9 protein-coding genes are annotated in these 13,280 nt (G+C 73.4%); 5 read left to right on the top strand and 4 right to left on the bottom strand.

Translation table 11 applies throughout. From position 1 onward, the window contains the following. Positions 1 to 28: 28 nt before the first annotated feature. Entirely contained in the window at positions 29 to 445 is a 417-nt protein-coding gene (locus tag NAEX_RS28030) for a hypothetical protein (RefSeq protein ID WP_143140339.1), read from the bottom strand. Between the two features lie 200 nt (positions 446 to 645). On the opposite strand from NAEX_RS28030, the gene NAEX_RS28025 reads away from it, so the two are divergent. The 4 genes from NAEX_RS28025 to NAEX_RS28010 all read left to right on the top strand — a co-directional run bounded on the left by NAEX_RS28025 (position 646) and on the right by NAEX_RS28010 (position 8,462). Next, positions 646 to 1,575 (top strand): YheT family hydrolase, encoded by a 930-nt coding sequence (locus NAEX_RS28025; protein ID WP_245913815.1) that lies wholly within the window; start codon positions 646 to 648, stop codon positions 1,573 to 1,575. 176 nt (positions 1,576 to 1,751) lie between these two features. Next, entirely contained in the window at positions 1,752 to 3,368 is a 1,617-nt protein-coding gene (locus tag NAEX_RS28020) for a rhomboid family intramembrane serine protease (protein ID WP_096330543.1), read from the top strand. Continuing rightward, entirely contained in the window at positions 3,365 to 6,514 is a 3,150-nt protein-coding gene (locus NAEX_RS28015) for a serine/threonine-protein kinase (protein WP_096330542.1), read from the top strand. Before NAEX_RS28020 ends, NAEX_RS28015 begins: the two co-directional genes overlap by 4 nt. A 181-nt stretch (positions 6,515 to 6,695) precedes the next feature. Then, a complete protein-coding gene (locus NAEX_RS28010; protein ID WP_211302486.1) occupies positions 6,696 to 8,462 on the top strand; it encodes a DUF2330 domain-containing protein in 1,767 nt (588 codons plus the stop codon). Positions 8,463 to 8,570: 108 nt separating this feature from the next. Here NAEX_RS28010 and NAEX_RS28005 read toward each other — a convergent pair whose 3' ends face one another. Beyond that, the gene (locus NAEX_RS28005) at positions 8,571 to 9,284 is read right to left on the bottom strand and encodes a hypothetical protein (RefSeq protein WP_096330541.1); all 714 of its coding nucleotides are present in this window, start codon (positions 9,282 to 9,284) and stop codon (positions 8,571 to 8,573) included. A 166-nt stretch (positions 9,285 to 9,450) separates the two neighbouring features. Between NAEX_RS28005 and NAEX_RS28000 the strand changes: the two genes are divergently transcribed. Then, positions 9,451 to 10,992 (top strand): serine/threonine protein kinase, encoded by a 1,542-nt coding sequence (locus tag NAEX_RS28000; protein WP_096330540.1) that lies wholly within the window; start codon positions 9,451 to 9,453, stop codon positions 10,990 to 10,992. A gap of 177 nt (positions 10,993 to 11,169) precedes the next feature. On the opposite strand, the gene NAEX_RS27995 is transcribed toward NAEX_RS28000, so the two are convergent. Further along, entirely contained in the window at positions 11,170 to 11,817 is a 648-nt protein-coding gene (locus NAEX_RS27995; protein WP_096330539.1) for a peroxiredoxin family protein, read from the bottom strand. Beyond that, a complete protein-coding gene (locus NAEX_RS27990) occupies positions 11,814 to 13,232 on the bottom strand; it encodes a DsbA family protein (RefSeq protein ID WP_096330538.1) in 1,419 nt (472 codons plus the stop codon). Before NAEX_RS27990 ends, NAEX_RS27995 begins: the two co-directional genes overlap by 4 nt. Positions 13,233 to 13,280: the final 48 nt, after the last annotated feature.

Here is a 13,280-nt window from a genome sequence, read left to right as displayed (position 1 = left end):
TGCTCCGAAGGACTGGCAGAATCGCCGCTCACAGCTGGACCGCCTCTCCGTCGGTGCGACAGAAGCTGTCGAAGGCGCGGTAGGCGTCGGCGCACACGCAGTCCTTGGTGCGCTTGCACTGGCTCCCGCGCTCCTTGCAGGTGATGAAGACCCACTTGCCGTCCATGCTCTCGCTGGCGGGCAGCTTCTTGCAGCCCTCCTGGCGGTCCTGGCTCTTGAGGCAGTGGTACATCGCCTGCTTGACGCCGTGGTTGCACATCACCGCGGTCGCGTCGCACTCCTTGTGCCAGGCGATCACGGCGTCGATGCAGCCCTCGGCGTCGAGCGACTTGCCCTTCTCTTCCATGATCGGGAACACCGCCTGGACGACCCGCTCGCCGTGGACGTAGGCGCGGTGCATCTGCCACGTCATCAGGCCGCCGAGCGCGAGGATGCCGATCATCACGGTGCGCAGGCTGGGGCCTCGCCACTGCGACTCCGACCGCGACGGCCGGGCAGAAGGGTCAGGGCTTGTCACGGGCGCGACGCTAGCCGCCGTCGCCGGGGCGGTCAACGGCGCGGCGACCGGCGGTCGCACCCCGGCGACGCGCGTCGCGGGGACCCGTGTGGATCCTCCTATACACCCGTGCTATGCGGCGGGGCGCGATGCTCGGACACCTCTGGACGATCGGGCCCAACCTGCGTCACCGCCTGCTGCCCCACGCGGCGCCGGCGGCGACGGCGTGGTCGACCACCCTGCACGACCGCCGCGTCGGCCCGGTGCGCCTCACCGGCGCGCTCGCCCGCCTGCCCGACGCGCGCGAGCTGGTGGTCCTCGTCCACGGCCTCGGCGGCGCCATCGACAGCTCGTACGTGATCAAGGCGGCGCGGGCGGCCGCGGCCGCCGGGCTCGACAGCCTGCGTCTGTCGCTCCGCGGCGCCGACCGCAGCGGCGAGGACTTCTATCACGCCGGCCTGGTCGACGACCTCACCGCGGCGCTGCAGAGCCCCGCGCTCGCCGACTACGTCCGCATCTACGTGATCGGCTTCTCGCTCGGCGGACACATGACCTTGCGCTGGGCGATGGCGCCGACCGACCCGCGGGTGCGAGCCGTCGCCAGCGTGTGCGCCCCGCTCGACCTGGCGGCCGGCTGCGCGGCGATCGATCAGCCGCGCAGCGCCGTGTACCGCGCGCACGTGCTGTCCGGCTTGCGCGAGATCTACGCCGCCGTCGCCGCGCGCAAGCCGGTGCCCACGCCGATGCCGGCGCTCCAGGCCCTCACGACGATCCGCGCCTGGGACCGCCTCGCGGTCGTGCCGCGCCACGGCTTCTGCAGCGTCGACGACTACTACGCCAGCGAGAGCGCCGGCCCGCGGCTGCGCGCGCTCGCGCTCCCGACCCTCATCGTCTCGGCCACCGGGGACCCGATGGTCCCCGCGGCCACCATCGCGCCGCACCTCCGCGAGCTCCCGAGCCACGTCAGCGCGCGGTGGGTCGCCGGCGGCCACGTCGGGTTCCGCGCCGGCCTCGACCTCGGCCTCGGCGACACGCCGGGCCTGGAGCCGCAGATCCTGGCCTGGTTGCGCCGTCAGTGAGCGACTATGCTGCGGGCGCCGCGTCCGCCGTGTCGCCCGCGCAGTCGCTTCCTGGCCCCTCTGGGCCCCGATCCGGGCGGACGCCAGAGGCCGCCGGCGGCGCCGCGTCGGCCTCGCAGGTGACGCCGGGGACAGGTCTAAAAGGACATGTCGATCCTGTCGCAGCGACCGTCGGCGTGGCGATCGCGGCCGGCGAGCTCGACCCCGGCGCGCCCGCGAGTAACATGTCGCCCGGGACAGGTTCAGGAGGACAGGTCCGTCCTGGCGTGCCCGCGAACAATATGTCGCTCGGGGCAGGTCCCAAGGAACATGTCCTCTCGGGCGCGTCTTCGTTCGGCGTGACGCTCAGGACAGGCACCAAGGGCCAGGCCGGCAAGGGCGGACCGACAGGACAGGCGGCCCCTCCCCCGGCTCGTCCGGCCCGGCCGCCCGACCTGCTCGCGCCTCACCTGCCGCAGGAGACCGCGCCGAAGACGCCGCCGCCCGACCTGCTCGCGCCCCACCTGCCGCCGACCACCCGCCCGCCGAGCCTGCGGCCGCCCGACCTGCTCGCGCCCCACCTGCCGCGTCAGCCCGGGCCCGACGCCCCGCCCGCGGCCGCGCCCCTGCCCCCGCTGTCGGCCCAGTGCCCGGCCTGCAGCCTGCACGCGCTGGTCGCGGTGCACCTGCGGCGCGGGCCGAGCGGGCGCTGGCGCCAGCTCGGCGCCCGCGAACAGCCTGTCTCCGGGGACATGACCCTCGATACATGTCCGATCTGCTTCGGCGTCTGGCTCGATCAGGGCGAGCTCGACCAGCTCGGCGACGCCGACGTCGACCCGGCCTTCCTCAAGACCATGGTCGGCCGCTCGGCCGGGCGCATGTGCCCGCGCGGCCACGGCTTCATGAACGAGCACCTGCTGCCGGGCATGCTCAGGACCCCGGTCGACCGCTGCCCGCGCTGCCGCGGCCTGTGGCTCGACGGCGACGAGCGCCACGCCCTGGCCCGCTCGAGCACCCCGTCCGGCCAGGAGGACCCGAAGGTCCAGCTGGCCAAGCGCGGCGTGCTGTGGGCGGCCCAGGTGCTGACCCAGCTGCCCATCGAGGTCGACAACCCGCGGCGCGGGATCCCCTGGGTCGTCCTCGGCCTCGGCGTCCTCCTCCTCGGCTGCTACGTCGCCTCCGTGCTCGGCCTGGTCTACGCCCGCGAGTACGCGCTGGTCGCTGGCGAGGTGCTCGCCGCGCCGCGCGGCGGCTACACCGTCCTGACCCACGGCTTGTTCCACGCCGACTGGTTCCACCTGCTGTTCAACCTCTACTTCCTCTACGTGTTCGGCCGCAACGTCGAGCACGTGTTCGGCCGCCGGCGCTTCTTGCTCCTGTACTTCGGGGCAGGTCTGTTCGGCGGCCTGCTGCAGCTGCTGCTGACCAGCGCGACCGCGACGCCGGTGATCGGCGCGTCGGGGGCGATCGCCGGGGTGTGCGGGGCCTACCTGGTGATCTTCCCGCGCGCGCGCCTGCTGCAGACGCTGCCGCTGGTGTACGTGCAGCTCAAGATCCCGGCGTGGATCTACCTCGGCGCGTGGGTCGGCTTCCAGGCGGCGATGGCGATCTTCTCGGAGGCGCAGCAGTTCGCGTGGTTCTCCCACCTCGGCGGCTTCGCGCTCGGGGCCGCCCTCGCGCCGCCGGTGCTGCGCAGCGTGTGCCGCGAGGTCGGCGAGACGGTGCGGGTCAAGTCGGCGGCGGCGATCTTCGGCAAGGTGCCGCGCCGCCGCGGCCCGCCGATCGTGGTCCAGCCGGTCCGGAGGTCGTCATGAACGAGACTTCCGACAGCCAGAGGCCGGCCGCGATCGCGGCCACGCTCGCCGGCGACGTCGACGAGCAGACCGCGTCCTCGTCGCCGGCCGAGAGCGAGGCGCGGCGGCTGATCGGCAGCATGCCCGAGCGGCTCGGCCGCTACCGCCTGATCGAGCGGCTCGGCAGCGGGGCGATGGGGGTGGTCTACGCGGCCCGCGACGACGCGCTGGCGCGCAAGGTCGCGATCAAGGTCCTGCTGCGCGGGGCCACGGCCGACCCGCACGCGCTGCGCCGGCTGGCGCGCGAGGCCCAGGCGATGGCCCGGATCGCCCACCCCAACGTGGTCGTCGTCCACGAGGTCGGCGAGAGCGACGGCCTGCTGTTCGTCGCCATGGAGATGGTCGACGGCGTCACCCTCGACCAATGGTGCCGCCCGGCCGAGGGCCCGCGGCCCGACTGGCGGGCCCGCCTCGACGTGTTCCTTCAGGCAGGTCGGGGCCTGGCCGCCGCCCACGAGGTCGGGCTGGTCCACCGCGACTTCAAGCCGAGCAACGTGCTCGTCGACGCCCGCGGGCGCGCGCGCGTGCTCGACTTCGGGCTCGCGCGCATCGACAGCGAGGTCGTCGACGCCGCCGCCTCGATCGTCGCCCGCGGCTCGTTCGACGTCGAGCTGACGCGCAGCGGGACCATGCTCGGCACCCCGGCCTACATGCCGCCGGAGCAGTTCGAGGGCCGACCGGCGACCGCGGCGAGCGACCAGTTCAGCTTCTGCGTCGCGCTCTACGAGAGCCTCGCCGGCGTGCGGCCGTTCGCCGGGCGCACCCCCTACGCGCTGCTGCAGACGATCCGCAGCGGCCAGATCCGCCCGCCCCCGCGCGACGTCGAGGCGCCGGCGGCGTTGTTCACCATCCTGCGGCGCGGCCTCTCGCTCGACCCGGCGCGCCGCTGGCCCGACATGCCGACGCTGCTGCACGCGCTCGAGCGGACGGTGCGGCCGCGGCAGGTGCGACGCGCCACCGTCGCGCTCGGCATCGCCGCGGCGCTGGCCGGCGGGTTCGGCATCGCCGCGCTGTCGCTCGGCGGCGAGGAGCCGTGCGCCGCGATCCCCGAGCGCCTGGTCGGGGTCGCCGACGCCGAACGGCGCGCCCAAGTCCACGCGGCGCTGCAGGCGTCCGGCAAGCCCTACGCGGCCGCGCTGGCCGCCAGCGTCGACGCGGCGCTCACCGACTACGCCGAGGCGTGGGCGCGCGTCGCCGTCGACAACTGCGAGGCGACCCGCGTCGTCGGCGACCAGAGCGAGTCGATGCTCGACCTGCGCGCGGCTTGCCTCGACCGCCGGCTCGCCGGCCTCGGCGCCGTGGTCGACCAGCTGCTCACGCTCGACCCGGACGCGTCGCAGCGCGCCCTCGACCTCATCGACAACCTCGAGCCGCTGGCGCCGTGCTCCGACCGCGAGCGGCTCGGCGCCGCCGTCCCGCCGCCGACCGACCCCGACGCCCGCGCCCGCCTCGCCGCCGCCGAGCAGGACCGCACCAGCGCGGTGGCGATGCGCGCCGCCGGCCGCGACAAGGAGGCGCTGGTGGTCGCCGAGGCCAGCCGCGCCGCCGCGGCCGCCGTCGGCTTCGCGCCGGCGCTGGCCGAGACGGCGCTGCTCGTGTCCCGCCTCGAGATGGAGCTCGGCCAGCACGAGAACGCCGCGGCCCACCTCGCCGAGGCCACCACCGCCGCCGCCGTCGCCGGCCGCGACGACCTGCTGGTCGACGCCTGGCTGGCCGCGATCTGGCAGCACAGCGTCCGCGGCGCCTCGGCCGAGGTGATGGCCACGCTGATCCGCACCGCCGAGGTCGCGCTGGCCCGCGCGCGCGAGACCCCGCGCCTGGCGGTGCTGTTCCACAGCACGGTCGCCCACGCCTACCAGCGCCAGTCGATGAGCGACAAGGCGACCGCCCACTACGACGCCGCGCTCGCGCTGCTCGACTCGCCCGACGTCAGCGAGATCCAGCGCCTGCGGGTCCGCTTCAACCGGGCCACGCACCTGGTCGAGACCGACGGCGGCGAGCTGGCCGAGAGCACCCTGCACGCCGTGCTCGCCGACTTCGAGCGCCTGCTCGGGGTCGGCCACCCGCTGATCTCGAACGTCTACTACACGCTGGCCAACCTGGCCGAAAAGCAAGGTCACCTCGAGCGCGCGCTGGCCGAGTTCGAGAAGGCGCGGGCGATCAAGCTGGCCGAGTACGGGCCCGACCACCCGGGGACGATGATGACCGACGAGCAGATCGCGTCGGTGCTCGAGCGGCTCGGCCGCGAGGACGAGGCGCTCGCGCGCTACGAGGATCTGCTCGCCCGCGCCCGCGCCCGCCACGGCGACCGCAGCACCACGGTCGCGCGGATCCTCAACAACATGGTCTCGCTGCTGCTGCAGCGCGGCGCCCTCGACCTCGCCCACGCGCGCGCGCGCGAGGCCCTGGCGATCGACAGCGCCTTGCTCGGCGAGGACCACGCCGACGTCGCCATCAAGCGGGTCAACCTCGCCGAGGTGCTCGCGGACCGCGGCGAGCACGACCAGGCCCTGGCCGAGCTCGAGCGGGCCCGCGAGGTGTTCTTGCGCACGCTCGGGCCGGACCACGAGTTCGTCGCGATCACCTTCAGCGCCGCCGGCATGTCGCTGTCGGCGCTCGGCCGCCACCAGGAGGCCCTGGCCGCGTTCACCCGGGCCCGCGCGCTGCTGGTCGACAAGTTCGGCGCCGACTACCCCGACCTCGCCACCCTCGACCTCGCGTTCGGCGAGGCGCTGATCGCCGCCGACCAGGTCGACGAGGGGCTCCGGCGGGTCCAGGACGGCGCCGACAAGCTGGGCGCGAGCGAGGGGGCGGACAGCGTCGCCGCGATCATGGCCCGCGGACAGCTCGGCTCGTGCCTGCTGCGGGCCCGCCGGCTCGACCGCGCCGTCGCCACGCTCGAGGCCGCCGTGCGCGACGCCGAGGCCGCGAAGATCTCCGCCCGCGACGTCACCTCGCTGCGCCTCGCCCTCGCCGGGGCCCTCGCCGCCCGCGGCGACCGCGAGCGCGTGCGGGCCCTCGCCGCCCCCGCGGCGGCCTCCCTCGCGCCCGACGACCCGCTGCGCGCCGACGCCGAGCGCCTGCTCGCCGGCCAGCGCCCGCGCTGAAGCCCCCGCCGAACGCCGCTCCGGCGCCGACGCGGGGGCGAGGCCCGCCGGCGACATGTCCCCTTCGACATGTCCCGAAAGCCATGTACTCGCCGCCGCCCGCGGCGGCCCTGGAGCCGGACCCGCGGGGTTCTGGCGGGTCGCCGCGACCTGTGCGATCCTGCCGCCCTGGAGACCTGCGATGTCGACTAAGCTTATGTGGAAGCGCGCCTCGATCCTGGCGGCCGCGGCCTGTGCGGCCTTCACCCTCACGCAGTCACGGCCCGCCGAGGCCTGCGGCGTCAACGGCTGCGACGGGGGCGTGCCCGGGCCGATGCCGGTCAATCAGGACGGCGAGAACGTGCTGTTCGTCCTCAACCCCGGCGAGGTCGAGGTCCACATCCAGATCAGCATCGATCCCAACACCAACGCGCAGAAGTTCGCGTGGCTGATCCCGATCGCCCAGATCCCCGAGTTCGAGGTCGGCTCGCAGCCGCTGTTCGACGCGCTCCTGCAGGCCTCCGTGCCGCAGTACGGCCTCAACCAGAGCTTCGAGCAGTGCGGCGACCAGGGCCTCTCCGGCGGCCTCACCGCGCCGAACGGCGGCACCGACGGCGGCTTCGACAGCGGCACCGGCGAAGCGGCCACCACCGGGGCCACGGGCGGCGACGACCCGGTGCTGCTCAAGACCACCGCCGGCGCGTTCGAGATCGTCGTCCTGCAGGACAAGACGGTCGCGCCGATCAAGCAGTGGCTGATCGACAACGACTTCCTGTGGATCGACGGCGCCGACGACACCTTCCAGCAGTACCTCGACGAGGGCCAGGTGATCGTCGCGCTCAAGCTGGCCGGCGGGGCCGACGAGGGCGACGTCCACCCGATCGTGCTGCGCTACCCCTCGGACGAGAACTGCTTCCCGCTGCGGCTGACCCGCTTCTCGTCGGTCCAGGACATGGACATCCGCGTGTTCCTGCTGGCCAACGGCCGCGCCGCGCCGACCAACTACCGCCACGTCCTCGTCAACCCGCTCAAGATCGACTGGTTCAACTTCGCCGCCAACTACAAGGACGTGATCACCAAGGCGGTCGACGAGCTCGAGGCCGACGGCCTCGCCTTCGTCACCGAGTACGCCGGCGCCACCAGCATCACCGCGCCGTTCACCTTCAACGTCTACAACCCGGGCTGGAACGAGGCGCCGTTCGTCGGGCTCGCGCCCGAGCAGGTCATCAACCGACTGAACGACCAGGGCCTGACGAACTGCTTCGAGCCGGGCTTCTGCTTCTACAACCACCCGCTGATCGAGGGCCTGCTCACCGAGTACCTGCCGGTGCCCGACGGCCTCGCGCCCGAGGAGTTCTACGGCAACCTCGCCGCCTACGTCGACCAGATCGACGTCATGAAGTGGGGCGACGGCAGCGCCTTCGCCACCGCCCTGGTCGACCGCATCATCGCCCCGGGCCTGCACGCGCAGGACCTGCTCGACACCTACCCCTACCTCACCCGCATGTACACCGTCATCTCGCCCAACGAGATGATCGCGGACCCGACCTTCCACATCAACCCCGACCTCGAAGACGTCGACAACGTCCGCGTCGCCGGCAACTACAACCTGTGCGACGGCAACAGCGTCGTCACCCTGCCCGACGGCCGCGAGATCTTCGTCCCTGGCGGCGGCCCCTGGCCCGACTTCATCGGCGAGATGTGGTGGGCCGAGGAGATCAGCCAGGTCGCCCTCAAGGGCAAGCCGATGCACCTCGTCAACAACACCGCCGCGATCAACACCAAGATCGAGGAGTGGAACAAGTCGCACGGCTGGCCGCGCAGCGACGCCGCGACCGGCACCGCCGGCAGCACCGGCGACGACGACTCGGGCTGCGGCTGCACCAGCGACCAGCCGCGCAGCGGCGCCGGCCTGCTCGGCGTCGCCGGCCTCGGCCTGCTGGCGCTGCGCCGGCGCCGGCGCGGCTGAAGTGCAGGACATGGTCGATCGGGCATGTCGCCAAGTACATGCCCATCCGGGCATGCTCCTCGGGGCATGTCTTTGAAATCAGCAGAGCGCCTCGACAGCGCGCGGCTCTCACGGCTTGGTCGGCGCCGCGCCGGCCGGCTGCGCGCTGCCGGGCGGGACCGCCTGGACCGCCCCGGCGACCCCCGGCGCGGGCGCGGGCGGCTGGGCGAGCGCGGGGGCGCCCGGGGCCGGCGCCCCCGTCGGCGCGACCGCGGCCGCGGCCTGCGTCGGAGCGGCTGACGGCACCACCGCCGGCGGCGTGGCGACCACCACGGGCGCTGGCGGGGCCGCGCCTGCCAGCGGCGCGGCGGGCAGCGGGCGCGCCGTCGTCGAGGCCGCGCCGCCCATGACGCCGTCGTAATGCCCGAGGTAGCTCCACTCCTGATCGAACAGCATCGTCGCCACCACGAACTCGCCGGTCGTGGGGCGCACGCGGATCTCGAACGCGTGCCCGTCCTTCGTCGCCCGGTCGGCGACCGTCAGCGGGTCGGGGGTGGTGTCCTTGTCGAGGTCGATGTGGCTGAACTGGCCCGGCTTCTTGTTCAGCGCCTCTTGCAGCTTGTCGGCCGTCTTCAGCCGGTTGAAGGTCACGAGCATCGACACCGGCTCGACCGCGAGGTCGGCGGACAGCGGGCGGTCCTCGCCGGTCGGCGCCGGCGCGCCGGCCATCGACGCCTTGGTGAAGGTGGCGTCCTCGTCGCCGGACGGGTCGACCGGCTTGCCGCACGCGACCGCGAGGACGGCGAGGACCAGGGCTACGCTCCGAGCTGTACTTTCGGACATATGACCTCCGCGAGGGGCGACCAGGGCGACCAGGGCGCGGCTGGGACACCGCCGCGGGGGCCGGATTCCAGGGCGAGAGCCCCGCCGGGCAGTATAACGGGGCGGCGTCCGCCTGGCAGCCGGCGCGCACGCGGCCGGGCAAACCGCCTATAATGCCGCCGCCGCCGTGACCTCCGCCGCAGCCTCGCCGCTCCCCGCCCCCGACGCCCCGCCGACCGCGTGGATCGGTCACACCCTCGACGGCCGCTACCACCTGCGCGACCTCCTCGGCGAGGGCGGCATGGGCGCGGTGTTCACGGCGGAGCACCTCAACCTGCGCAAGCTCGTCGCGGTGAAGATGATCCACGCCGAGTACACCGGCAACGCGGAGATCGCCGAGCGATTCCGCCGCGAGGCGATGGCGACGGCGCAGATCGAGCACCCCAACGTGGCGAGCGCGATCGACTTCGGCCCGCTGCCCGGCGGCGGCGCGTACCTGGTGACGCAGCTGGTGCGCGGCTCGTCGCTGACCGACATCATCAATCGCGGCCGCATGCGCTGGCAGGCCGTGTGCGACATCGGGGCCCAGATCGCCGACGCGCTCACCGCGGCCCACGCGGCCGGCATCGTCCACCGCGACCTCAAGCCCGACAACATCCTGCTCGAGCCGCGCGAGGACGGCGAGGTCGTCAAGGTGCTCGACTTCGGGATCGCCCGCGTCGCCGACCAGGCCCAGGGGACCACCCCGCTGACCCGCCTCGGCACGGTGATGGGCACGCCCGGCTACATGGCCCCCGAGCAGGCGATGGGCGAGCCCACCGACCACCGCACCGACCTCTACGCGCTCGGCGTGATCCTGTGGGAGTGCCTGGCCGGCCGCGCGCTGTGGGACGGCGGCGAGATGAGCGACCTGCTGACCCGCCAGCTGACGCAACCACCGCCGCCACTCGCCGGCGAGGTCGTCGACCTGCCGGTCGAGTTCGAACGCATCATCCAGCAGCTGCTCGCGCGCGAGGCCAAGCAGCGCCCGCAGACCGCCCGCGAGGTCCGCGACGCCCTGCGCGCGCTCAGCCGCAGCGTCAGCCCCGTGCCGGTGACGACCCTGCCGCCGCCGAGCCCGACGCCCACCCTGCCCCCGCCCGCGGCCGCGCCGAAGAACCGCGGGCTGACCGGCTTCATCGCCGTGTTCGTCGGCGCGGCGCTGCTCATCGTCGTGCTGTGGGCGGTCCGCCAGCCGGGCGCCGAGGAGCCGTCGCCGCCGCCCGAGGCCGGCGAGCGCCCGGCCGAATTCGTGCCGGCGGCCGGCAAGGGCGGCGCGGGCGACGACAAGTCCCCAGGGGCAGGTCCTTCGGGCCCTGTCCCTTCCGCCAGCAAGCCCGACCTCGGCGAGCTGCCGGCCGGCCTGCGCGAGCCGGCCGCGACCCTGCTCGGCGAGGCCAAGGAGGGCCAGTTCAAGGCCGCCGAGGCGGTCCTCGCCTACGAGCCCGAGGTCGACGTGCCGCTGTGGCTGCACGGCCTGGCCCTGCTCGAGAAGGCCGAGAGCTGCGAGGCCAAGCGCGCCGCGGTCAAGCGGATCGCCGAGGCCAACGACAGGCGCGGGCTGCCCGCCCTGCAGCGCCTGAGCAAGACGTCGCGCAAGGGCTGCGGCGTGTTCAAGAACAAGGACTGCCTCGAGTGCCTGCGGACGACGCTGAAGCAGTCGATCGACCAGCTCGCGGCGCTGCCTTGAGGGTCCCCGGGACGCGCGTCGCAGTGAGCCGCGGCGCGCAGCGTTGACGACCGCCGACTGCAGCGCTCCGCATCGACATCTGGCACGGCCCCGGCGCGCGAGTCATGCACGCCGCGAGGATCCGCGTCGACGCGACGTGCTCGCGGCGCGAGTGACTCGCGCGACGCCGCTCGCGGCTCAGCGCGCCAGCATCGATTCGACGCAGTGGTGCGCCGCAGGGCGGCCCCAGTCGCGGACGTTGATGTACGCGTGGACGAGCTGGCCCTCGGCGTCGACGAAGTAGGTGTCGGGCAGCTTCTCGCTGCCGTAGGCGTTGTGCAGCTTGCCGGTCGGGTCCCACAGCACGCGCACGCCGGTCTGCTCGAGGCCCATGCGGGCGAGGAACGGCGCGACCTGGCTCTGGTCCTGGTCGACGCTGACCGCGAGGATCACGACGTCGTCGCGGTCCGCCAGGCGCTCGGCCAGGCGGTCGAGCTGCGGCCACTCGCGGATGCACGGCTCGCACCAGGTGGCCCAGAAGTTGATGACGACGAACTTGCCGCGCAGGTCGGCCAGGCTGACCGTCTGGCCGGCGCGGTCCTGCAGCGAGAACTCGGGCGCGGGGCCGCTGCGCGGCTCGGGCTCGAGCGCCCGGCAGGCCGCCTCGGCCTGGGCCTTGGTGGCCGGGCCGAGCGAGGCGGCGAACCAGAACATCCATAACGAGCCGATGGCGATGAACACCACGTAGGCGAGCGGGCCTAACAGGCCGCGGCCTTCTTCCCTGTCCTCGAGGACAGGGACCTTCGAGCCCGCGGGCTCGCCCGCCGGAGGTCGCGGGTCCGTCACTTGCCCGGCTTCTCCTCGGCGCCGGCCATGATCTTCTCGTAGACCTGGCTGCGCGGCGTGCCCTCGTCGACCAGCTTCTGCGCCTTGGCCTTCTCCTCCTCGATCAGCGCCTTGAACGCGTCGTAGGGCTGGGCCCCGGACAGGTACCGGCCGTTGATGAAGAACGACGGGGTGCCGCCGCTCTTCAGGCGGTTGGCCACCGCCTCGTCGTCCTTGACCATCTGCTCGGTCTCGGCGGCGGCGAGGTCGAGCTCGAACATCGCCACGTCGAGCCCGAGCTCCTTGGCGTGGTTCTTGACTGCCTCTTCAGACATGTCCGAAGGGCTCTGGAACAGGCGGTCGTGCATCTCCCACGCCTTGCCCTGGCGGTGGGCGGCCAGCATCGCCCGGGCGCCGATGCGCGCCTGCTGGTGCATCGCCAGCGGGCGCTGGCGGAACACGATGCGGACGTCGTTGGGGTAGTTCTGCTTGACGTCGGCCAGCGACGCGTTGACGCGCTTGCAGAACGGGCACTGGAAGTCGCTGAACTCGACGATGGTGACGAGCGCGTCGTCAGGGCCCCACTGCGGGCGGGCGTCGAGCGGGACGCGGTAGGTCTTGCTCGGGTCGGGGCCGTCGTCGCGCTGGCTCGGCGCCTTGCCGGGCCCGCCGCCGCCGCGCTGGGCCTTGGCGTCCTTCATCATCGCCTTGTAGACCTCGGCGCGCGGGATGCCCTGGCTCTCGAGCTGGCGGGCCTGCTCGCGCTCGTACTCGAAGATCTCCCGCCACTGCTTGGCCGGCAGCGAGCCCGAGTACGGGCGGCCGTTGACCAGAAAGTACGGGGTGCCGGTCGCGCCGGCCTTGCCGCCGGACGCGTAGTCGCTGTCGACCGCGGCCTTGGCGGCGTCGCTGTTGCGGTCGGCGTTGAACTTGGCGACGTCGAGGCCGAGCTGCTGCGCGTAGCCCTCGAGGCTCTTGTCGTCGAGCTTCTTCTGGTTCTCGAACAGGAGGTCGTGCATCTCCCAGAACTTGCCCTGCTGATGCGCAGCCCACGCTGCCTGCGCCGCGGGCGGCGCCGCCGTGTGGCCCGGCAGCGGGTAGTGCTTGAAGATCAGGCGCACGTCGCCCTCGTAGGCGCTCATCGCGTCCTTCAGCGGGTCGGTGACCTTGGCGCAGAACGGGCACTGGAAGTCGGAGTACTCGACCACCGTGACGAGCGCGTCGCTGGGCCCGAGCTGCGGCTCGTCGCCGCGGAGCTCGGCGCGGTAGCGGTCGCCCTGCTCGAGCTTGGCCGAGGGCACGAAGAAGCGATCGCGGACCCACTGCCCGGCGTAAAAGCCGACCCCGATGGTCGCCGCGAAACCGAGGACCGCGACCAGGATCGAGGCGGGAGACCGCTTGTTGGGGGTGGGAGCAGGCGTCGTGGCGTCGGACATCGTCGACCTCGTGGGTACCCAATAGTAGCGCGCGATGCAAACCGGTCG

Origin of the sequence: Nannocystis exedens, from assembly GCF_002343915.1 — a bacterium.
Lineage (GTDB): Bacteria > Myxococcota_A > Polyangia > Nannocystales > Nannocystaceae > Nannocystis > Nannocystis exedens.
The sequence above is the reverse complement of the archived record's forward strand: the minus strand, read 5'-3'. Positions and strand labels throughout refer to the sequence as shown.

What these genes read in the sequence shown, in the direction of transcription:
- NAEX_RS28025 (WP_245913815.1), top strand. Translation starts at nt 646, where the DNA reads ATGCTCGGACACCTCTGGACGATCGGGCCCAACCTGCGTCACCGCCTG.
- NAEX_RS28015 (WP_096330542.1), top strand. Translation starts at nt 3,365, where the DNA reads ATGAACGAGACTTCCGACAGCCAGAGGCCGGCCGCGATCGCGGCCACG.
- NAEX_RS28010 (WP_211302486.1), top strand. Translation starts at nt 6,696, where the DNA reads ATGTCGACTAAGCTTATGTGGAAGCGCGCCTCGATCCTGGCGGCCGCG.
- NAEX_RS28005 (WP_096330541.1), bottom strand. Translation starts at nt 9,284, where the DNA reads ATGTCCGAAAGTACAGCTCGGAGCGTAGCCCTGGTCCTCGCCGTCCTC.
- NAEX_RS27990 (WP_096330538.1), bottom strand. Translation starts at nt 13,232, where the DNA reads ATGTCCGACGCCACGACGCCTGCTCCCACCCCCAACAAGCGGTCTCCC.